Origin of the sequence: Streptococcus cuniculi, from assembly GCF_001921845.1 — a bacterium.
GTDB classification, from domain to species: domain Bacteria; phylum Bacillota; class Bacilli; order Lactobacillales; family Streptococcaceae; genus Streptococcus; species Streptococcus cuniculi.
Genome location: NZ_MSJM01000005.1, coordinates 20,752 through 42,047, shown reverse-complemented (window position 1 = coordinate 42,047; position 21,296 = coordinate 20,752). Strand labels below are relative to the sequence as shown.

The following is a 21,296-nucleotide window of genomic DNA, read 5'->3' as shown; positions in this document are numbered from 1 at the left end:
GAGGATTTTCCTCTTTTATTCTTTATGAGTGCTATTCTTGGTAAAAACAGAGGGACTGGACACCCTGTGCTCAACCCCTTTTTACAAATGATACTCTATAAAACAGCTCAACTGACGGCCTAGTGTCCAATAGTGCCAATCCACAGATTTTTGAACAAACTGCTCGTCATCGGTGTGTATTGGATGATTGCATTGGCAAGCCAGCTCTTGTGGAGGGTATCCTGCACCAGCGCTAGGGGAATGGTCCCTGCAATCGTTAGGACAATCTGCAAGGAGATAAGGGTCACCACCACTGCCAATACACCACTCACCACATTGGTTACGGTCGTGTCTGGATCAGCAAATCGCACCAAGTGCATCAAGAGCCCTAGCAATCTCATCAAGGCATAAACGAGCGCATAGACTACTAGAAAGGCGAGTCCAGCATAAAAAATCTTATCTAAGCTGAACAGATACTTGCTATCAAAATAGTAGGTACTTGCGCCTTGAGAAGCAGTCGCAAAAGGCACCCAAAGATATAGGAGGCCAATCAGCTTTTTAAATTGACCCGCTGCGATTATCAGAGCAAAAATGCTTGCAAAGGTATAATAACTTTGCAAGACCAAGCCCCGGCTATAGCCGATGTAAAAACTCCACAGTAAAATAAGCAGCAACAATACTGTAATCATGATAGCTCCTCAAGTTCATCTAAGTCTAATAGGGTCACGTTTTTCTTGAGAACCTTTTCTTTCATACTAGCCAATTCAGCTTCTACCTTCTCATGCTCCATTTCCCGTTTCAACTGAACAGACAGGGCATTGATTGCAAGCAAAAGCGCTAGGGTCTCAGAATCTGCCGTCGGCATCTTTTCCTTAATCGCCTGGTATTTTTCCTGCGCGATTCGCTCAATCTCTTCCATAAAGAGATTGTCATGCTCTGTCGTGAGCGTTAACTGTTTGTCTCCGAAAGTAAATTTGTATCGATTTAAGTTTGCCATAACATTACCTCACCTACTATTATATCGTAAAATCAGCCGTTTGGCTAATCTCCATGCTCCTTAAAAGATTAGAGAACATTCTTTCTCCGTGCAAAATCAACAAAGCGAAATTTGTCGATTTTATGCTTACTCTCCGTGTATTGAAACTGCTGGGTGTTGCCTAGAAAGACGCGGGAACGAATCTGAACTAAATAATCATCCTTACTGTTCATCAATTCTCGCTCTTCTCGATTGGTCGGCTCCACCGTGATTTCCTTTTGGGCATAGGCAATATCCAGCCCCAATTCGCCCTCCAAATAGGCATAAATCGAGACTTGGGCAATTTCCTCGGTCAGATGAGGCACCAAGTCCTGCGAAAGATAGTCGGTATCAAGGACCGACACCTTGCCATCAATGGATCTTGTACGGACAAGTTTCCAAACCTGACTATAGGGTTCAAAGCCTGTTAATTGGGCGAGATTGCTCGTCACCGTCAGCAACTCCAAGCTCACCACTTCCGTGTGGCTGTCCATGTGAAGCGACTGGGTCAATTCCTGATAGGAGGTGAGGCCCGACACAGGAAAATCAAGCAGTTCCTGCTTTAGCACCAGTGAACCTTTGCCCTGCACCTTTTGAATCAAGCCGCGCTCTGTCAGCATGGCCAAGGCCTTGCGAATCGTGTCACGGCTCACCTGATACTGAGCTTGTAAGTCTTTTTCCGTGGGCAGGACATGCTCTGCAGGATAGACATTGGCTGCTATTTTTTCCTTTATATCATTGAAAATTTCTTGATATTTTTTCATAACTCTTTCCATTGGTCTGCTTTTTATCATACAACTGTTCCTATTATAACAAAATTTAAATTTTTTTTACAAAAAAGCTTGCATTCTATCTTGAAATCGGATACAATACTCTTGTCTTATAAATTTGTCCGTACAAATTTTGCAAAAAGGAAAGGAGACATCGTTCAACGATTGTCTAAAGGAAATATCTCAATGGGAAAATTTGAACAAGATGCTAAGACCTTGCTTGATGCGGTCGGCGGCAAGGAAAACGTTACAGCTGTAACGCACTGTGCGACGCGGATGCGTTTTGTATTGGGAGACCCGAAAAAAGCGGATGTAAAAACCATCGAAAACATCCCTGCGGTTAAGGGAACCTTCACCAATGCAGGGCAATTCCAAGTCATTATCGGAAACGACGTGCCTATCTTCTACAATGACTTCACAGCCATTTCAGGCATCGAAGGCGTTTCAAAAGAAGCTGCCAAATCAGCTGCTAAAAGCAACCAAAATCCTGTCCAACGTGTCATGACGATGCTGGCTGAAATCTTCACTCCTATTATTCCAGCCTTGATTGTTGGGGGATTGATTCTCGGTTTCCGTAATGTCCTTGAAGGCGTTCAAATGGAGTGGCTCGGCCAAAAAATCATTGACGGTGTGAAACAAGTCATGCCTGACGGCTCTCCTCGATATAATACGATTGTTGATGTATCAACATTTTGGCGAGGAGTCAATGACTTTCTCTGGCTACCAGGTGAAGCAATCTTCCAATTCCTCCCAGTCGGAATTACTTGGTCTGTCAGCCGTAAAATGGGGACCAGCCAAATCCTTGGTATCGTCCTTGGTATCTGTCTAGTTTCATCTCAGTTAACCAATGCTTATGACTATACTAAAGCCGTAGCTGAAGGGACTTTAAAATACTGGGATTTTGGCTACTTCTCAGTCGCTCGTGTCGGTTATCAAGCGCAAGTGATCCCAGCCCTCCTTGCTGGTCTATCACTCGGATATCTTGAGCGATTCTGGCGAAAAGTTGTACCAGAAGTAATTTCAATGATATTTGTTCCATTCTTATCACTTATCCCAGCCCTTATCCTTGCGCATACGGTTCTTGGTCCTATCGGCTGGACAATCGGTAAATGGATTTCTGCTGTAGTATTAGCTGGTTTGACTGGCTCACTTAAATGGCTCTTCGGTCTTGTATTTGGTGCCCTTTATGCGCCGTTCGTTATCACTGGTCTCCACCACATGACCAATGCCATTGACACACAACTCATGGCAGATACTGGCGGAACAGGTCTTTGGCCAATGATCGCTCTTTCAAACATCGCACAAGGTTCTGCTGTATTTGCTTACTTCTTCATGAAACGCCACAATGAGCGTGACGCCCAAGTTGCTCTTCCAGCTACTGTTTCTGCCTACCTCGGTGTTACAGAGCCAGCCCTCTTTGGGGTCAACGTCAAATATGTCTACCCATTTGTCGCAGGAATGATTGGATCATCTCTTGCAGGACTTGTCTGCGTGATGTTGAATGTCCAAGCCAACGCCATCGGTATTGGTGGACTTCCAGCCATCCTTTCCATCAACTCTAAATACTTTGGTGCCTTCTTATTGACGATGGCGATTGCCATTGCCGTGCCATTCATCCTCACCTTTGTCTTTGCCAAAACTGGTTTATTCATGAAAAAAGAAGAGGTCGCAGAAGAAGTTGTAACTGTCGCAGAAACAACTGAAGCAAAAACTCCTGCTGAAATCATCAGCCCTTTGACTGGTCAAGCCAAAGAACTCTCTACTGCAACTGACCCTGTCTTTGCTTCTGGCGTGATGGGGCAAGGAATCTTGATTGACCCAAGCGAGGGCGAATTGGTCGCTCCAATCGATGGGGTCGTGTCTGTCCTCTTCCCAACCAAACACGCTGTCGGTATCACAGGTACAAACGGTGTTGAAATGCTCATGCACATCGGTATGGATACTGTCACCCTTGAAGGAAAAGGCTTTGAAGCACACGTTCAACAAGGTGACCACATCAAGGCTGGTGACAAATTGATTAGCTTTGATATCAACGTGATTAAAGAAGCAGGACTCGTCGTTGAAACACCCGTCATCATTACCAACCATACTGATTTCCCAGCAGAAATCATCGGAGACTTGCCACGTGAAGTAGAGCGCGGACAAGCAATCCTAAAAGCCTAATACTCGTCAAAAATCAACCATTGAAGCTGAGCTCTCTTCCACCACCATTCTGACATGGGTTGGAAGGAACTCAGCTTCTGCCATTAGCTTTGAATTGAATAGAATAGGAGAAACACATGGCAATCGATAAACGCAAGGTCGTCTATCAAATCTATCCAAAATCTTACAAGGATACAACTGGAAATGGTGTCGGAGATTTGCAAGGAATCATCCAAAAACTGCCTTATCTGAAAGAATTAGGCATCGACATGATCTGGCTCAATCCCTTCTATCCTAGCCCTCAACGTGACAATGGATACGATATTTCAGACTACACGGCGGTCAATCCTGATTTTGGGACGATGGCAGATTTTGAAGAGATGATTGCAGTTGGGCAAGAACTGGGCATTGATTTCATGCTTGACATGGTGCTCAACCACTGCTCAACAGACCACGAATGGTTCCAAAAAGCCCTTGCTGGCGATCCCTACTACCAAGATTTCTTTATCCTGCGCGATGAACCGACAGACTGGGTGTCGAAATTTGGCGGAAACGCTTGGGCGCCCTTTGGGGATACTGGCAAATACTACCTCCACCTCTTTGATGTGACCCAGGCCGACCTCAATTGGCGCAACCCGCATGTCCGCGAGGAATTGTTCAAGGTCGTGAATTTCTGGAAAGACAAGGGTGTCAAGGGCTTCCGTTTTGATGTCATCAACCTCATCGGAAAAGATGAAGTGTTAGAAGATTGTCCGATAAACGACGGAAAACCTGCCTACACAGACCGTCCTATCACGCATGACTATCTCAAGATGATGAACAGAGCGACTTTCGGGGCTGAAGAGGGCTTTATGACGGTCGGAGAAATGTCTGCAACCACGATTGAAAACTGTATCCTTTATACCGCACCTGACCGCGAGGAATTGTCCATGGCCTTTAACTTCCACCACCTCAAGGTGGATTACAAAGATGGTCAAAAATGGACCATCATGGACTTTGATTTTCCAGAATTAAAACGCCTCTTCCACACTTGGGGAGAAGGCATGAGTGAGGGTAATGGCTGGAATGCACTCTTTTACAACAACCACGATCAACCGCGGGCCCTCAACCGCTTTGTCGATGTGGAGAATTTCCGTAACGAAGGGGCAACCATGCTGGCAGCCTCCATCCATCTTTCACGCGGAACTCCTTACATTTACATGGGCGAAGAAATCGGTATGATGGATCCAGACTATGATTCGATGGCGGATTATGTCGATGTGGAAAGCCTCAATGCCTATCAAATCCTGCTAGAGGACGGGAAAACACCTGAGGAAGCCTTCGCCATTATCCAAGCAAAATCCCGTGACAATTCTCGCACACCAATGCAATGGGATGCTAGTGAAAATGCTGGATTTACCACAGGAACGCCTTGGCTCAAGGCAGGAAAATCCTACCCAACCATCAATGTGGCTGCTGAAAAAGAAGGGCCAATCTTCACCTTCTATCAAGAATTGATTCGCTTGCGCAAGACCCTCCCAATCATTGCAGAAGGCGACTATACCGCAGCCTACAAGGATAGCGACAGCGTCTATGCCTTTGAACGTAGCCTCGGAGAACAAAAACTCCTCGTCCTCAACAACTTCTTTGCCAAAGATGTTGAACTGGAATTGCCAGCAGGCTATGAAAACGGCAAAATGCTCATTAGCAACTACACAGATACAACAATTCACAAAACCATCACCCTCAAACCCTATCAAACCCTTGCGATTATACAAGATACAAGACCGTAAAACACAAAGTGTACCCCTAGGGCATCCGTATCTGTACAACGAGTAAACTCGTAACAGCTACGACAAAATAGGAAATTCGATGAAGAAGCACAAGCTGGGGATTTTCCCAGCTTGTTTTACATTCGTTACTCAAAATCTCAAACATATAGTCTTTAAGTTTCAATTGAATATCGCCAGTTAAGAAAAAATTAAGGTTTAAAAGTTATACTTTATCTATCCTAAATAACTTTTCTTTTTCATATCGTCTTTGAAGCTGGACTAGATACCTTATCTAATACTCTATAAAAATCAAAATCTGACTAGGCAACGAAATCGTAGCTAGAACTGAAGTTCAGCAAGGTGAGTTAACGACGTCAGAATTTGATTTTTGACGAGTATAAGCAGTTTCCTGTGACGAAATCTCCTTCAAAAGCCCTGTCGCATGACAGGGCTTTATTTTGAAGAAAAAGTTCTTCTGTAATACTTTTCTTAGGTGGTGCGGACGGTAGCGACTTCCTACGGAATTCCATACCTACATTTTGAGCCCAAAGTCTCAAAATTTCCGAGTAGCGTCATCACCGGTCATGACGCTACTTTCACCACAGCGAAAAGTATCTGATGAGGCTCGCTCCGCTCGCAAAAATCGGAAATACAATGTTACATTAGCAGAACTTTTTAACTTGCTTCAATAGATCTTGAGATTTTCTACATTCTGAAGCCCTGTCGCATGACAGGGCTTTTGTTCGTATCCTATTTAAAAATATTGCCCAACTCGACATCCACCTTGTTTTCTTTGACGTCAATGTTGGTAACGGCTAGCAGCGATTTGTAGTTGGCTACATTGCGGGCACCTTTTTGATTTTCCGCAAAGACGGCCACACCTGCTAGGCTACTGTCAAATTCTGACAAGAGGCTAATCATCCCGTTAATGGTTCCACCATTTTTCAAGAAGTCATCGACAATCAGCACACGGCTACCTGCCTTGAGACTGCGTTTTGAGAGGAACATTTTTTCAATTCGGTCGCTAGAGCCAGACACATAGTTGACAGAGACAGTTGAACCTTCGGTGATTTTCAAATCACGGCGCACAATGACAAAGGGAACGTTGAGAACATTGGCCACTGCATTAGCCAAGGGCACCCCCTTGGTTGCAACCGTCATGACCGCGTCAATCTGCTCGTCCTTGAAGCTGTTGGCAATGATGCGCCCGACATTTTTCAAGGTATGAGGGGTTGACAGCAAATCAGAAGAATAGATGTAGCCACCTGGCAAGATACGGCTACTTTCTGCCATCTGACTGCGCAATTCTTCGGCGATGGCTAGGGATTCCTCGTCCGAAATCGAAGGGATAAAGACCACGCCACCACTCGCTCCTGTAATGGTCTCAATCTGACCAATGGCGCTTTCTTCAAAGGCTTTTTTGATAATGGCAATATCCTCTGAAATCGACGATTTAGCAGAGCTATACTTCTCTGCAAACATATTTAAGCTAGTTAATTCATAGGGATGGTTGATGAGATAATGAGAGATGACAACCATTCGTTCACTTCTTCTTAATTTCATAGCGGAATCCTTCTTTGCTTTTTTAATATTATACCATAAAAAAGGAAAAAACGAACTTTTTTTATCCATTAGCTCGCTTTTTTCGTTTTTTATCCTATTTTCCTTCTATTTCGCAGAAAGAAACGCTCATGCACCGAGCCTAAAAGAGGCATGACCTTAGTCAATATTCGGTTTGTAGAAGGAGCGATTATCCATGGCAAAAATGCGGCTCGTCATCTCGCCTGGTCCAATCTTGTCTAAGGCAGTTAGCATCATCATCATCTCCGCATCAATATTGTCAATCATGTGGAGAATCTCTGCTTCCATAATCTGTGGCCGAACAGGGCTGCCGTATTCCAACAAGCCGTGATGGCTGAGAATGACATGGCGCAGAACGGTCACTTCTTCCCTGCTATCATCGATACCAAGCTCTATCAAGACCTTGGTAATCTCCTCATCAATCAAGGAAATGTGCCCGATTAGATTGCCTCGTACAGTATAGTTAGTATTTTCAGGCCCTGATAATTCAATCACCTTGGCCAAATCATGCAGCATAATCCCTGCAAAGAGCAGGCTCTTATTGAGCTGTGGATAGACATCGCCAATCTTATCCGCCAAGCGTACCATGGTCGCCGTATGGAAAGACAGACCGGAGTAAAAGGCATGGTGGTTGGTCTTGGCCGCAGGATAGGAGTAAAATTCCTGCTCATACTTGCCGTATAAGGCCCGCACAATGCGTTGCCAAACTGCATTTTCGATTTTGAAAATCATCTGGTTGAGGTACTTGCGTGTGTCTTCCACATCAACAGGTGGTTTTTCTTTAAAATCCGCGGGATTATTAGGCTCACCCGGTTTTGGCAGTCTAAGGATAATCTGATTGACCTGCGGTGTATTGTTATAGACTTCTCTACGTCCTTGCATGTGGACAACGGTGCCCGCTGTAAAATCTTTGATTTTCCCCGGCTGGGCATCCCAGATTTTCCCTTCGATTTCTCCAGTATCATCTTGGAAGGTCAAGGCAAGATAATCTTTACCAGCCCTCGTTTGCCGAACATCGGCTGTCTTAATCAGATAAAAGCCTTCAAAGAGCTCATCTTTTTTCATTTGGTTAATTTTCATCTTCGTCCCCTTCCTCTTGGAAATTCAATAGGTTCAACGGTTCTGCATCATCTGGTAATTCGATATGGCGCAAGGTGCGTTCAATCGCATTGGTTCGTCTTGTCAAGAGATCATCTAGGTTGCCTGAAGCATGCTGTAAATGGCGCTGCGCTTTCATCAAGACAGTGCCAAACTTGCCAAATTCCGACTTGACATTGCCTAAGACCTTACTGATATCATCAGCTGAACGTTGGATATTCAAGGTCTTAAAGCCGACAGATAGCGAATTTAAGAGAGCAGACAAGGTCGAAGGACCTGCCACTACGATGTGCTCTGTCCGCCGTAATTCATCAAAGAAAATCGGATTGCGCACAACCTCTGAATACAGCCCTTCTGTCGGTAAAAAGAGAATGCCAAAATTCGTCGTGGCAGGAGGATTGAGATACTTTTGCTGAATATCCTTGGCAAAGCGCTTGACAGAAGCCAAGAGATGTTTGCGGTGCAGCTCAATCTGCTCCTTGTCACCTGCTTCATAGGCTTCTTCTAAACGGTAATAATCCGCTAGCGGAAACTTGGAGTCAATCGGAAGATAGACCGAATCGTCCTTGGTCTGACCGGGTAATTTCACGGCGTATTCGACCCGTTCATTCGAACCTACCACCGTAGCAAATTCACGCTCGTACTGGGAGGGTGTCAAAATATCTTCGATAATCTGTCCCAGTTGCAGTTCCCCCATGATACCGCGCGTCTTGGTATTGGAGAGAATTTTATTGAGGGCTCCGACATCACGCGCCACCGTCTGCATTTCTCCTAGACCACGGTTGACTGATTCCAATTGCTTGGACACAGTTTCAAAAGAGGCCTGTAAGCGCGTCTGCAAGGTCTGCTCCAGCTTTTCTTCCACCGTCTGGCGCATTTCTTCCAGCCGTTTTTCATTGGAATCTTGAATGGCCTGCAAGCGCTGATCCGCCACGTCACGATGTTGCGTCAAGTGGTGATGGATTTCCTGCCGCAAAGCGGTCAACTGTTGATACAGCTCCCTGCGTAATTCCGTCATCTCCTGATGGAGGGCCTGCTGTTGCGCAAAGGTCTGCTGATTTTTTTGATCCAAGAGATAGGTCAGCTGGTCTGACAAGTGATCAGCCGTATCTTCTGATTGCATGTAGAGACGCTTGGCATGCTGCTCTAGGCGAAACAGGCTAGCAACTGCAACCGCTAGTATGATAAAAGCTAGGATATCCGCCATCTTACCTCCTATCGCGACTATAGATAAGCACCATGTAGCCCTTATCTATAATACATTCGATTTCTTTTCCGATAAATTCATTACTGCTATAACATTTTTTGAAAAAATAATTGCTTTCATTCAGCGGGTACTTGGCATGAGCAATCGTCAAGCGACTCTCATCTGCCGGCATAAAGGAGACGTAGGTCATCCCCTCTATCGGTGAAATCTGATGTAGCCCCGCAGGGTAAAAGCGCACAATATTCCACGCATCAACCAGCTCAATCTGCCGCATATAAGGCGCCAAATCAGGCTCACTCGCTAGAAACAAATTGCTCATCATGTGGTCCAAACGCCCACCAAAGGCCCCATAAACCGTGACCATGGCACTTGGATAGCGAGCAAAAACCGCTTTTAAGGCCAGCTCCAAATCCGTATCATCTTTTTCAGCTGGCGCCTCTACAAAGACAGCCGCAGCTTGGGCAATCCGCTGCCGTTCGCTCGCTGTGACCGAGTCAAAATCACCGATAGCCATATCAAGAGGCAGGTCATGCTCAAGAAGATAGAGCGACCCCCGATCAACCCCTACATAAAGGTCGTAGGACGATGAAATCCCGTCTATGTCGCCACCTGCAATCAAGGCAATCTTAGTCATGGAGAGCCGCTTTCAAGGTATTGACATTAGCCTGCAAGTCTCCCTTAAACAGGTAAGAACCTGCCACAAAGACATTTGCCCCTGCTTCCTTGGCAGATAAAATCGTCTTGTTATCAATTCCGCCGTCTACTTCAATGTCAAAGGACAAGCCTTTTGCCTCACGAAGCTGGGCTAAAGCCGCAATCTTTTCTGCTACTTCTGGAATGTAGGCTTGCCCACCAAAACCTGGATTGACGGTCATCAAGAGCACTTGGTCCACCAGAGTTAGCACAGGCTCAATCACAACAAGCGGTGTCCCAGGGTTAATCACAACACCCACTTTCATTCCTGCGGCGCGAATTTTTTGTAAAGCCCCATGAAGATGCTTGGTTGCTTCGGCATGAATGGTCACAATATCGGCACCTGCACGGGCAAAATTTTCAATATGCTGCTCGGGATTCGACACCATCAAATGGCAATCAAAGACCAACTTGCTATGCGGGCGCATCGCAGCTACCACATCTGCACCAAACGTAATATTCGGTACAAAATGTCCGTCCATGATGTCAATATGAATGTAGTCAACACCTGTTGCTTCTAAGCGTTTCAACTCTGCTTCAAAATTCGCATAATCCGCAGCGAGGATGGAAGGGGCAATTTTATAATGTGACATAGGAATTCCAACTTTCTATTTTATTTTTTTGCTTACTTTTTTATAGGTTTCACGCACGTTCTGAATTTCAGTCAAAAACTGCACGTAATTGTCATAACGGCTTTGGGAAATTTCTTGGTCTTCCACAGCAGGTTTGACTGCACAATCTGGCTCGTGCGTGTGGGTACAGGTCCGAAACTTGCACGACTGGCTTTCTCTGGCAATTTCAGGGAAACAATCCGTGAGGGCTTCTGCTTCTTTCACTTCGTAATCGAGCGATGAAAATCCTGGAGTGTCCGCAATTTTTCCACCATAGACATTGTAGAAGCTGACCGCACGCGTCGTATGGCGACCGCGTCCTAGACTATCTGAAATGGCTCCCGTTTCCAAGTGCAATTCTGGGGCGATGCGATTGAGCAGGGTTGATTTTCCAACACCTGTCTGCCCCATAAATACCGTCACCTTGTCTTTCAAAAGAGACGTTAATTCCTCCAAGGTATAGACAAAATGATAGCCTATCTTCTCATAGATGGCACGGTAAGCATCCAGTTCGTCCTGATTTTCCAGCAAATCCAGCTTTGAAATATAGATAATCGGCGTCATCTCTTTCTGCTCTAATAAGACCAAAAAGCGATCCAAGAGATTGGCATTAAAGTCAGGCTCCTTGGCCGACATGATGACTACCGCCTGATCGATATTGACAATCGGTGGCCGCACCAAGCTGTTTTTCCGCTCATGAATCTTGAGGATATAGCCCTCGGACTGCTCCTCTGCTGAAAAATCCACAATATCTCCTACGTAAGGTGTCTGGCCTTTTTTCCGAAAATGACCGCGCGCACGCGTCTGATAGATTTGCCCCTCTGACTCTACATAATAGAATCCAGCAAGAGCTTTCATGATAATACCTTGCAAATCTGCTCCTTTTTCGCTTCCTACTCTTTCAGAAACTAGCTGCTAACGACTATTTCACCGAGTATACTTGCCCCTATTATATCAAAAAACGAGCGAAATAGTTGGTTTTTGGGGTGAAAACAGAAATTTAAAGGCAGAGAAATACGGAAAGCATCCTAGACACTTTCCGTTCTCTTCTGATTTGAACTATTTACGAGTCGATTAACTGACATTCTAAGGGCAGATGGTCGGATGGATAAGCGTCTCCTTTCCTTTCTGCTACAATCTCTACACATTGAATGGCGAATTGACCTGAAACGAAGATGTAGTCAATCTTTTGCAAGATTTTCCCTTCAATTTCTTCTGGGAAATCCTCGTCTATAAAGCTCCCCTTGGGACCCAAACAAGAGGTTGCAGCTACGCTGACATCTGTAAACAGTTGACACAAGATGGGATAAAATGGTTCATCTGGTTCTGCATTCAAATCACCCATCAAAATCACCTCTTGATACGGTTGCGCTTTAACAAATGCAAGTAGCTGCTTAGCAGATTCTTGTCTAGCTAGACAGCTCATATGATCAAAATGGGTGTTGATGACTAAGATTTCTTTTCCTGAGATTTTATCCTTTAGAACTGACCAAGTGGCAATCCTAAAACAGGCTGCCTTCCAGCTATCCGCTTTTGACATTTTCTGAGGTGTTGGCGAAAGCCAGAACGTATCGCTCTCCAAACACTTGTATTTGGCTTTACGAAATAAAATCGGATTGTATTCTCCATACTCTTCTGTGTCACGAATCGTGCCTAGCTGTTCAAAGTCTTCAAGCTGGGCAATGGTTTGCCATTGCTCTTCTGTGACCTCCTGCAATCCTACAATGTCCCAGTTTCGAGAGCAAATCATCTCTAGGATAGCCTCTTTTCGATAGGGCCAATTATGTTCTTTTCTTGCTACTGGCTGGGCATTTTTTATATTATATGTCGCAACGGTAATCATCTGGCACCCCTTACTTCCAACTACGTAGATAAATAGCTTTCATTTCGTCCTTGGTTGGTACAATTGGATTATTGGCTGGACTGCCACTCGCAAAAGCATCCTCACACATTTTATCGAGAGATGCTGTAAATTGCTCTTTTGTCACTCCGAAGTCACTATAGGTCGGTATAGAAAGAATCTGACAAATGTCTTCCAATTGTTGTAAGAAATAAGTGGCTTTCTCCTCATCTGTACCCGTAAACGCAGGGTAAACAGCTTGGGTCAACTCAGCTAATTGCTGTATAATCGCAGGCTTAGAGTAGGCCAATACTTCATGCATAAGGATTGCATTTGAAAAACCATGTGGAATATGGAATAGAGCTCCGATTGGACGTGACATCCCATGAATCAATGTGACGGAGGCATTTGAAAAAGCAATCCCTGCTTTCAAAGCAGCCAAGGCCATCTCTTCTCTTGCCGCTAAGTGATCTCCATCTTGATAGGCCGTCACAATATGGTGCATAATCGCTTTTACTGCCGATAAGGATAATTCCTGCGTCAAGGCATGAGCTTTTCTTGAAATGTAACTCTCAACAGCATGACAAAGAGCATCTAGACCTGTCGCAGCTGTAATAGATGGCGGGCTGGACTGAGTCATTAAGGGATCGATAATTGCAACTTTTGGCAAGAAATTCTTGTCTTTCATCATGTATTTAATCTGTTGTTGCGTATCTGTAATAACGGTGACATCTGTTGCCTCAGATCCTGTGCCAGCTGTTGTTGGAATAGCAATGACTGGTAAAGGCGAGACCTTGAACTCCTTGGCACTAGCTAAAGCAGGAATCGTCGAGTAGCCATTCCGATACATGACAGAGGCTGCCTTAGCTGTATCAATACAACTACCGCCCCCTAGTGCGATAAGAGCTTCAATCGGCTGTTCTTGGCCATGCATGAGTGTTAGAACTTGATTAACAATCGCATCAGTCGGCTCACTGGTCACTCCTGAAAAGATTGTCCAGCTCCCCTCTAATGTCTGCGTTAGTTTATCTACTAGGCCCAACTTCAGCATGGTTTCATCTGTAATAATCAAAAAGCTGTTTCCATATCCTACAATACTATCACACGCACTTTTAATCGCATCTTGTCCATAAATTATTTCTTGTGGTAAATATAGTCGTTTCATATTTTCTCCAAGCATCTATTTCTAATATCGCAAAGCGGCTGCCAATTTTTCCGCCTTTTCTTCCAAGGCAGCTTGACTTTGATCGTCTCGGGTAACTTGAGCAAGGCCTGTATTCCACCATGATAGATAATTACCTGTCATTGTTTTAGGCAGCACTTTAATATGGATCAAGCTAGTCTTGGTTTGCTGCTGTGCCTCTTTCAATGCTATTTTCAATTCTTCAGCGCTACCGACAGTATAACCTACTGCGCCATAAGCCTGGGCTAATTGAGCAAAATCAACCGTCATCAACTGCTGGTTGACATCAATAAATTCTGTTCCAAAAGATGGCATTCCGCTTCCCATTTGTAAATTATTGATACAACCAAAACCAGCATTGTCAAACAAGAGAATCGTAATCTTCTTGCTATATTGCACACTAGATAACAACTCTGAATGGAGCATGTGAAAACTACCATCGCCTACAAATGCATAAACTTCTTGGTCTGGAGCAGCTATTTTTGCCCCATAAGCACCTGCAATTTCATATCCCATTGTCGAATAACCGTATTCCATATGGTAAGTGTTCACATCTCTTGCTTCCCACAAACGCTGTAGATCCCCTGGCAATGATCCTGCTGCTCCTACAATAATGCTATCTTTCGAAATCGACTCATTGATGGTTAAGACAGCACTAGTTTGTGTCAAAGTGGTGCCCAAAGCTGCAACATAGTCAGCTAGATGTTCGGGCGTAAAGTGGCCTGCAATTTCTGGCTGATAATCTGTTGTATCAAAGGTGGTCTGTGATAGCCGCTTTCTCTCTTCTTGCCACGATTGTTGAATCTGCGCTATTTCTTCTCCATAAGCCGTTTGATAGTCCGTAGCAAGACTAGCCGTAATTTGCTCCAAGGCCCTCTTTGCATCTGCCACGATGGACACCCCATCTAGCTTATAGGCATGTTGACGGGATACATTGATATTTAAAAAGCGGGCACGACTAATAGCAAAACCTGTCTTTGATGAGGTGGTAAAATCCGAATACCGTGTTCCAACACCAATAATCAAATCAGCCTTTTTCATCACCTCATTAGCAGCTGCATTTCCAGTAACTCCCACTCCTCCTAAGTTTAGCGAAAAGTGAGCAACTACTGTCCCCTTCCCAGCCTGCGTTTCTACAATCGGAATCTGGTGCTGTGTAGCAAGCCTCTCAAGGATGCTTCCAGCCCCTGAATAATGCGCACCGCCTCCAACTACGAGGACTGGATAACGACTGCTCTGAATGAGCTCTACAGCCTGAGCAACTTCGCGATCTGTAGCTGCGCGCCGATCTAGATAATGCACACGTTTCTCAAAAAATTCCACCGGAAAATCATAGGCTTCTCCTCCAACATCTTGAGGAAGAGCCAAGGTCACCGGCCCACTTGATTCAGCATCTGTTAAAACTTCAAAAGCACGGAGCAAGGCACTCATCAATTGCTCAGGACGATGGATGCGATCCCAATAGCGCGAAACAGGACGTAGGGCATCATTTGTTGTAATACTAATCCCACTTTTTTGTTCAATCTGTTGCAGAACAGGATCGGGTTGCCGTGTCGCAAAGGTATCTCCCGGCAAAAAGAGAACCGGGAGATGATTCGCTAGAGCGCATCCAGCAGCCGTAACAAGGTTCGCTGCACCCGGCCCCACAGAAGTCGTTACGGCAAAAATTTGCTTGCGCAAGCTCTGTTTGGCAAAAGCGATTGCAGCATGTGCCATTCCTTGTTCATTCTTTCCCTGATAAATTTCCAAATGTCCAGGATCTTCTGCTAAAGCCTGACCGATTCCTAAGACATTCCCGTGACCAAAGATATGAAAGACACCTTTGACAAAGGGAATTTCTTCTCCATCACTGGAGAGATATTGCTGGTTTAAAAATTTGACCAAGGCCTGAGCGGTCGTTAAACGGATTGTTTTCTTCATCAGTCGTCACCCTCCCCATGTTTGTGTTTGAATGACTTCCTCAATTTCTTGAACTGTTGGCATGGCCTCTGACGAGCTATGACGACTCACAACGATGGCTGATGCAGCACCTGCATACTGGAGGGCAGCCTCAATTCCTTTTTCATGCAGCAAGGCATAGATGAAGGCTGCCGCATAGGAATCCCCTGCACCAAAGGTTTTTAAAACTTTGGCTTTATAGGCATAACCTCTCGTCACAGTTCCATTTTTCTCATAGGCATAGGAGCCATCCACACCATGCTTAATGACAATGAGCTCTGGTGAGTGAGCAAAGAGCGATGTGACTGTTGTCTCATTGTCTCCACCCTCTTTGTTTTCCAAAATGTCAAATTCATCCCGTGTGCCAATCACGATTGTAGCCTTTTGTGCAACCAGCTGATAATAAACTGCTGTTTCTGCTAGAGATTGCCAGGTGTAGGGACGATAGTCCAGCTCAAAAATGACTGGCACATCTTTTTCTCGGGCAATTTCTACTGCTCTGAGAACAGCTTCTCGAGATGGACTTTGGGCTAAGGCTGTACCTGAAACCAATAAGAACTTGGTTTGCTGAATGTAGTCTTCTGAAATCTCTGTCGCATCCAGATACAGATCCGCTACATCCTCACGATACATCAAGATACTGCATTCTGACGGGCTCTTGATTTCTGTAAAGGCAAGACCACTCTTATGGCCTGCATCATCTGAAATCATCTGAGATACATCCACGCCAGATTTTCTCATAAACTCACGGATAAAACGACCATGCTGATCATCTGATACTTTCCCAATAAAACCGACATTCTCACCAAGTTTTGCTAGTCCAATAGCAATATTAGCTGGTGAGCCACCAACATATTTCTGGAAAGTCATGGTCTCTTCCATCGGTTGATTGTAGTCCACCGCATTTAAATCAATACATGCTCTCCCAAGAGCAATCAACGAAAAGCTCATTTTACCATCTCCTATCTATTTTTTGTCCATTGATGATCCGGATCATCTGTAAATTTCCACACCTTATGCGGGCCAGCCATGATATTTAAATAATAGGATTCATATCCATCTGGCACCCCTACTGGATGATAGCCTTTGGGCACTAATACAATGTCTTTGTTATGGCATGAGAGACTGCTGTCCAGTAAGCGATCATCGGTGTAGACTCGTTGAAATACAAAGCCTTGCGAAGGATTTATTTCATGGTAATAGATCTCTTCTAACAAGGATTCTTGAGGAAGATTATCCTCATCATGTTTATGCGGAGGATAACTAGAGAAATGTCCGCTGTCTGTGTAGACTTCTACCACCAGTAAACGATCACTGATATCACTAGCATCGGATAACATGGTGTGTACACACCGTTGGTTTTGATTTTTTCCTCGAAATTCAATCTCAACCTCTGTATGAGGGATTAAGGTGACTGGCTTTTTCACTGTCGTTCTTGATTTTGCCAGTAAAATGCGGCAATCTGTATCTGCTACTAGCTTAGACTGATTCTCGATACCGAGGTAGACGCTGTCTGTTGGTTTTTTCTCAAAAACGGATTGTCGAGTGCCAAGATGCAAGAAAGAAGTATCAGAATCAACATATAAACTGGCCTGCCCGCACAAAACAACTGCACAGCATTCCTCTTGACCTGTAGCAATCATCAGCTCGGCATCGGCTTTCAACTCATAAACTTCAACTGCCGTATACTGCATCCTGCTATTTTCGTGATTGACATACTGGATGAGCTCCACCCCTTCCGTGACCGGAAAATAGATTGGGTGTTTGATTACTTGCATACTTCGTCCTCCTCGTCTTTCATTCCTACACGAACGGTTTTAATCTCATAGGGCTCTATTGTCATATGGATAGGACCTTCTTGTTTGATACTTATTGGGCGTTCTAACAAATCAACTTCCTGCCACCACTGACTATTCTCAAGCGAAAGTTCGAGGCTCTCTGTTCCTCCGGCATACTCGTGGAATCGAAGGATATAACCCTGTCCATCTTCAGCTTTTTTAAAGGCATCCATAGCTACATGTTCCCCACCTGTCAAGGTCATTTTCGGCATTTCAATAGCTGCATCTACTACTAATAAGGAATCATTGATCTCCCAAGCTTCTTTTACTGTTTCTCCCTCAATAAAGTCGCCTTTATGCGGATATAAGCTGTAGGTAAATTGATGACGACCAATATCTGCTGTCGGGTCTGGGTAGATAGCTCCTTTTAACAAACTCAAGCGTAAGGTTTGTCCTTTGACATCGCAACCATATTTGGAATCATTGAGCAGACTTACTCCGTAATCTCTTTGCGATAAATCAACCCATTGATGCACAACAGATTCAAATTTGGCCAATTCCCAGCTAGTATTCCAGTTGGTTGCGCGACGCACATTTCCATATTGAATATCGTAGGTTGCGTAAGTGTTTCGGACATTGACATCAAATTTGACTTTCAGCAATTGCTGGCGTTCTTGCCAGTCAACTTCGGTCACAAAGTCAATCCGTTTGGTATGATGATAGAGTCTCATCTCCTGCACTAAGGTTGATCTACCAAAACGATAACAAAATTGAACGCTGTCAAATAAAGGATTTGTCGCCAGCACCTCAATGCGGTCTACCGTCAATACACGGTGTTTCTCTTGATAGAAAATATCAATATCCCAAGCATCAAAATTCATCGGCTTATCTTCAAAGAGTTGGAAAACATTTCCTTTTCCTGCAAGCACTTCTTTTTGACACTCTTTATCGTAAATCCGTGTTAACTGCCCCTCCTCATTCCATTGAATTTGATACCATTCATTTTCAACAGATGACGGACCAAAAGTGGCGGCTGCTTGGACTGGCTCACCAGCTGTTGGACTGTCTGATAGTTGTACGGTTTCAGACCCATAAGCTGGTAGACGCTCCATCAAGGCATATGTCTTATCTTGCGCATTGAAGCTAGGCAATGGTTTTCCTTTGGAATCTGTATAGGCAGTTCCTAAAGGTGCTAGTGGTAATTCTAGGATGGAAGTCCGCTCCCAAGTGCTGCTGTTACAAACCGTTACAGCTGTGGAAGGCATCGATACTCCCTTGAGTAATCGATTGCAGCTGTCTACGACATCTCCCATTTCTAGGCGATAATCCTGATAAACTTCTTTAATCGATGAACCTGGTATAATATCATGAAATTGATTCCGAAGAACTGTCTCCCATAGAGCATACAATTCTTCTTTCGGATATTTAGTATGCGCTTTCACGTCAAGCAATGAGAACAGGTATTCCAACTTACGTAAGAACAATTCACATTGTCGATTGGTCTTTTTCACAAATGCTTGAGAGGTATACGTTCCCCTATGGTATTCTAGGTACAACTCTCCGTCCCAAGTGTGAACATACTCATCCGTATTCTGGAAGGTTTCTTGCAGAGTAGCAAAATAGTCATCTGCCCGACCATTTTTCACATGCGGCAAGCCAGGTAATTGGTCCATGACCCTGCGTTTCTCTAGCATATCGCGAGTAACACCACCACCGCCGTCTCCAAATCCATAAGAGATGAGCAGATTTTGATTAATATTTTTATCCCGATAAGCTTCATAAACCCCTAAAACCGTTTCAGGTTCTAGCTCACCATTATAGGTGTAGTACCAATTGGACTCCCATTCGTTTTCTTCTCCTGGCTCTGGCGTCGTAATAAAATGAGTTAAGACCTCAGAACCATCCAAGCCTTTCCAAATAAAGGTGTCATGGGGCATCCGATTGAACTGATTCCAACTGATTTTTGTGGTCATAAACGTATCGATACCACTCTTTTTCAGAATTTGTGGCAAGGCCCACGAATAGCCAAAGACATCAGGCAACCAGAGATAGTGGACATCCTTCTGAAATTCATCGCGAATAAATTGTGAACCATGTAAAATCTGCCTGGTCAAGGACTCACCTGACGGAATATTACAATCGGCTTCGAGCCACATGGCTCCATCAACCTCCCAACGACCTTCTGCCACACGTTCCTTGATTTTTTCAAAGAGCTCTGGATAATCTTCTTTGATAAATTGATAAAGTTGCGGTTGGGTCTGTAAGAAGATATAGTCTGGATACTCCTCCATTAAACGCAGAACAGTCGCAAAACTTCTAGCCGCTTTTTCGCGCGTATGCTTTAATCTCCATAACCAGGCCACATCAATGTGAGTATGGCCAACCGTTGTCACCGTAATCGGGCTATCCTTAGGCATGGATTGAAGCTCTGATTTTAGCGAGTGATAGGCACCTTCTACTGATTGATAAAAGGCCCTACTACCAGGCTCTGCCCAGTCAATCAATTGGAAAGTTTGATTTAGTAGGGTAGAGTAGCGATGATAGAGCGGGTGATTTTCCCCTAACTCCGCCATTGTCTTGTGGAGCAAATCTGCATGACAAATTAGGGCATCTACTGAACGGTTTAGACGGCACACGGCAGCTTTCCGAAATTCATGTGTCTGAATCTTTTCTTCGCCACCACCTTCTAAACCTGACCACAACTTGAGCGAAACTGTAATAGTCCGATTGCGATACTCATCCTTCAACTTGACTTCCTTATGATTCGAATCGACTCCCTGATAGATTTCTCGATTAATGAATAAAAGAGATTCAAAACCTGAATTATAACCACCACCAGTATGACCAAAATCCAAGTATAGGTACAAATCATCCTCATTAGGGATGGTTATATCTTGTTGAATCCACAGATAATAATCCCTTCCCTTCCATATATCTCCTAGCACGAAAGGAGCGCTATTGGCAAATGGAGAAGGAGGGTATTTCTCTTGTTTCGTCTCATCTTCCAACAATTTCCATTCTGGAATGGTCTGAATTGTATGAAAGCGATAATTTTCTAACTCATTGATTCGAGTACGTAGCTTCTCTGTTAGATAAAATAAACTCATTTATTAGCTCCTTGAAACGTTTTCTTTCTTTTTTTCCTGCTTCATCAACATGTCCATCACCTTGGTAAAACAAACACTAAACAAAATCCCTAGACATACTGAACGAAAACCATAAGAAGTATAGCCCAATCCTAGAACTAGCACATTGATATACCGCAAGTAAGTCCCAACTGAGTATCTAGGAAAACGATTGTGTAAAATAACCGCAAAGACATCCAAACCAGCTGTCGATGAATTTTCTGATAAACAGCAATAGTAGCCTCCAGCAATCAAGAAGACAGCAAGCAGAAAATCTACAGCAAGAACGGTATGCAGGGTGAATGGTAGGTGGTAAAAGACATTGAAAAATAGCAAGTAAAAAACACTGCTGACCATCGACGATAGTAGAAACGATCGCCCTACAAATAGATAGGCTATGACCAGTAAGGCTAAGGTAAGTCCATTTGTAAAAATCGTAATATCCAGCTGAAAAATACGACTAAAAATCAAGGATAGACTCGTCACCCCGCCATTAATAATATGATTCGGTACCATCAGTTTGGCGTAGGCTAAACCTAGCAAAATATTCCCAAACATTATTTTTAAGATTGATTTTTGCAATCC

The 21,296-nt window shown here is 44.2% G+C and carries 18 protein-coding genes; 2 read left to right on the top strand and 16 right to left on the bottom strand.

Features of this window, described 5'->3' with window-relative positions; translation table 11 throughout:
- Positions 1-119: 119 nt before the first annotated feature.
- The 3 genes from BU202_RS06250 to treR form a co-directional block, all read right to left on the bottom strand.
- Positions 120-668, bottom strand: coding sequence for a CvpA family protein (locus BU202_RS06250; RefSeq protein WP_075104938.1), 549 nt, complete (start codon positions 666-668; stop codon positions 120-122).
- Positions 665-976, bottom strand: a complete 312-nt coding sequence (zapA, locus tag BU202_RS06245; RefSeq protein WP_075104937.1) for a cell division protein ZapA — start codon at positions 974-976, stop codon at positions 665-667. Before zapA ends, BU202_RS06250 begins: the two co-directional genes overlap by 4 nt.
- Positions 977-1,044: 68 nt before the next feature.
- Complete coding sequence (gene treR / locus BU202_RS06240; protein WP_083605766.1) at positions 1,045-1,758, bottom strand: trehalose operon repressor; 714 nt, start codon at positions 1,756-1,758, stop codon at positions 1,045-1,047.
- A 192-nt stretch (positions 1,759-1,950) separates the two neighbouring features.
- Here treR and treP point away from each other — a divergent pair, with 192 nt between their 5' ends.
- Together treP and treC are read left to right on the top strand one after the other, a co-directional pair.
- The gene (gene treP, locus BU202_RS06235; protein WP_075104935.1) at positions 1,951-3,927 is read left to right on the top strand and encodes a PTS system trehalose-specific EIIBC component; all 1,977 of its coding nucleotides are present in this window, start codon (positions 1,951-1,953) and stop codon (positions 3,925-3,927) included.
- Positions 3,928-4,043: 116 nt separating this feature from the next.
- Positions 4,044-5,678 carry an alpha,alpha-phosphotrehalase gene (treC, locus tag BU202_RS06230; protein ID WP_075104934.1) on the top strand — a complete coding sequence of 545 codons (1,635 nt, stop codon included), beginning with the start codon at positions 4,044-4,046 and terminating at the stop codon, positions 5,676-5,678.
- A gap of 729 nt (positions 5,679-6,407) precedes the next feature.
- On the opposite strand, the gene purR is transcribed toward treC, so the two are convergent.
- The 13 genes from purR to BU202_RS06165 all read right to left on the bottom strand — a co-directional run bounded on the left by purR (position 6,408) and on the right by BU202_RS06165 (position 21,293).
- Positions 6,408-7,220, bottom strand: coding sequence for a pur operon repressor (gene purR, locus BU202_RS06225; protein ID WP_075104933.1), 813 nt, complete (start codon positions 7,218-7,220; stop codon positions 6,408-6,410).
- Between the two features lie 156 nt (positions 7,221-7,376).
- Positions 7,377-8,318, bottom strand: a complete 942-nt coding sequence (locus BU202_RS06220; protein ID WP_075104932.1) for a 3'-5' exoribonuclease YhaM family protein — start codon at positions 8,316-8,318, stop codon at positions 7,377-7,379.
- Positions 8,308-9,543: a DNA recombination protein RmuC gene (locus BU202_RS06215; protein ID WP_075104931.1), complete on the bottom strand. Its 1,236-nt coding sequence runs from the start codon at positions 9,541-9,543 to the stop codon at positions 8,308-8,310. Before BU202_RS06215 ends, BU202_RS06220 begins: the two co-directional genes overlap by 11 nt.
- Position 9,544: 1 nt before the next feature.
- The gene (locus BU202_RS06210; RefSeq protein WP_075104930.1) at positions 9,545-10,177 is read right to left on the bottom strand and encodes a thiamine diphosphokinase; all 633 of its coding nucleotides are present in this window, start codon (positions 10,175-10,177) and stop codon (positions 9,545-9,547) included.
- Positions 10,170-10,829 (bottom strand): ribulose-phosphate 3-epimerase, encoded by a 660-nt coding sequence (gene rpe / locus BU202_RS06205; protein WP_075104929.1) that lies wholly within the window; start codon positions 10,827-10,829, stop codon positions 10,170-10,172. Before rpe ends, BU202_RS06210 begins: the two co-directional genes overlap by 8 nt.
- Positions 10,830-10,844: 15 nt before the next feature.
- On the bottom strand, positions 10,845-11,720 hold the full coding sequence (gene rsgA / locus BU202_RS06200) for a ribosome small subunit-dependent GTPase A (protein ID WP_075104928.1): 876 nt from the start codon (positions 11,718-11,720) through the stop codon (positions 10,845-10,847).
- A gap of 190 nt (positions 11,721-11,910) precedes the next feature.
- On the bottom strand, positions 11,911-12,690 hold the full coding sequence (locus BU202_RS06195; RefSeq protein WP_075104927.1) for an endonuclease/exonuclease/phosphatase family protein: 780 nt from the start codon (positions 12,688-12,690) through the stop codon (positions 11,911-11,913).
- A gap of 10 nt (positions 12,691-12,700) precedes the next feature.
- The gene (locus tag BU202_RS06190) at positions 12,701-13,852 is read right to left on the bottom strand and encodes an iron-containing alcohol dehydrogenase (RefSeq protein WP_075104926.1); all 1,152 of its coding nucleotides are present in this window, start codon (positions 13,850-13,852) and stop codon (positions 12,701-12,703) included.
- 21 nt (positions 13,853-13,873) lie between these two features.
- Complete coding sequence (gene iolD / locus BU202_RS06185; RefSeq protein ID WP_075104925.1) at positions 13,874-15,790, bottom strand: 3D-(3,5/4)-trihydroxycyclohexane-1,2-dione acylhydrolase (decyclizing); 1,917 nt, start codon at positions 15,788-15,790, stop codon at positions 13,874-13,876.
- Positions 15,791-15,796: 6 nt separating this feature from the next.
- Complete coding sequence (gene iolC, locus BU202_RS06180) at positions 15,797-16,759, bottom strand: 5-dehydro-2-deoxygluconokinase (protein WP_075104924.1); 963 nt, start codon at positions 16,757-16,759, stop codon at positions 15,797-15,799.
- An 11-nt stretch (positions 16,760-16,770) separates the two neighbouring features.
- Positions 16,771-17,586 (bottom strand): 5-deoxy-glucuronate isomerase, encoded by an 816-nt coding sequence (gene iolB, locus BU202_RS06175; RefSeq protein WP_075104923.1) that lies wholly within the window; start codon positions 17,584-17,586, stop codon positions 16,771-16,773.
- Positions 17,577-20,693 carry an alpha-mannosidase gene (locus BU202_RS06170; RefSeq protein WP_075104922.1) on the bottom strand — a complete coding sequence of 1,039 codons (3,117 nt, stop codon included), beginning with the start codon at positions 20,691-20,693 and terminating at the stop codon, positions 17,577-17,579. The genes iolB and BU202_RS06170 overlap by 10 nt, the downstream gene beginning before the upstream one ends.
- Positions 20,694-20,696: 3 nt before the next feature.
- On the bottom strand, positions 20,697-21,293 hold the full coding sequence (locus BU202_RS06165) for a YitT family protein (RefSeq protein WP_083605765.1): 597 nt from the start codon (positions 21,291-21,293) through the stop codon (positions 20,697-20,699).
- Between the last annotated feature and the right edge of the window lie 3 nt (positions 21,294-21,296).

Excerpts from the sequence above, each read along its gene's own strand:
- BU202_RS06250 (WP_075104938.1), bottom strand. The coding sequence starts at position 668 with ATGATTACAGTATTGTTGCTGCTTATTTTACTGTGGAGTTTTTACATC.
- zapA (WP_075104937.1), bottom strand. The coding sequence starts at position 976 with ATGGCAAACTTAAATCGATACAAATTTACTTTCGGAGACAAACAGTTA.
- treR (WP_083605766.1), bottom strand. The coding sequence starts at position 1,758 with ATGAAAAAATATCAAGAAATTTTCAATGATATAAAGGAAAAAATAGCA.
- treP (WP_075104935.1), top strand. The coding sequence starts at position 1,951 with ATGGGAAAATTTGAACAAGATGCTAAGACCTTGCTTGATGCGGTCGGC.
- treC (WP_075104934.1), top strand. The coding sequence starts at position 4,044 with ATGGCAATCGATAAACGCAAGGTCGTCTATCAAATCTATCCAAAATCT.
- purR (WP_075104933.1), bottom strand. The coding sequence starts at position 7,220 with ATGAAATTAAGAAGAAGTGAACGAATGGTTGTCATCTCTCATTATCTC.
- BU202_RS06220 (WP_075104932.1), bottom strand. The coding sequence starts at position 8,318 with ATGAAAATTAACCAAATGAAAAAAGATGAGCTCTTTGAAGGCTTTTAT.
- BU202_RS06215 (WP_075104931.1), bottom strand. The coding sequence starts at position 9,543 with ATGGCGGATATCCTAGCTTTTATCATACTAGCGGTTGCAGTTGCTAGC.
- BU202_RS06210 (WP_075104930.1), bottom strand. The coding sequence starts at position 10,177 with ATGACTAAGATTGCCTTGATTGCAGGTGGCGACATAGACGGGATTTCA.
- rpe (WP_075104929.1), bottom strand. The coding sequence starts at position 10,829 with ATGTCACATTATAAAATTGCCCCTTCCATCCTCGCTGCGGATTATGCG.
- BU202_RS06195 (WP_075104927.1), bottom strand. The coding sequence starts at position 12,690 with ATGATTACCGTTGCGACATATAATATAAAAAATGCCCAGCCAGTAGCA.
- BU202_RS06190 (WP_075104926.1), bottom strand. The coding sequence starts at position 13,852 with ATGAAACGACTATATTTACCACAAGAAATAATTTATGGACAAGATGCG.
- iolD (WP_075104925.1), bottom strand. The coding sequence starts at position 15,790 with ATGAAGAAAACAATCCGTTTAACGACCGCTCAGGCCTTGGTCAAATTT.
- iolC (WP_075104924.1), bottom strand. The coding sequence starts at position 16,759 with ATGAGCTTTTCGTTGATTGCTCTTGGGAGAGCATGTATTGATTTAAAT.
- iolB (WP_075104923.1), bottom strand. The coding sequence starts at position 17,586 with ATGCAAGTAATCAAACACCCAATCTATTTTCCGGTCACGGAAGGGGTG.
- BU202_RS06170 (WP_075104922.1), bottom strand. The coding sequence starts at position 20,693 with ATGAGTTTATTTTATCTAACAGAGAAGCTACGTACTCGAATCAATGAG.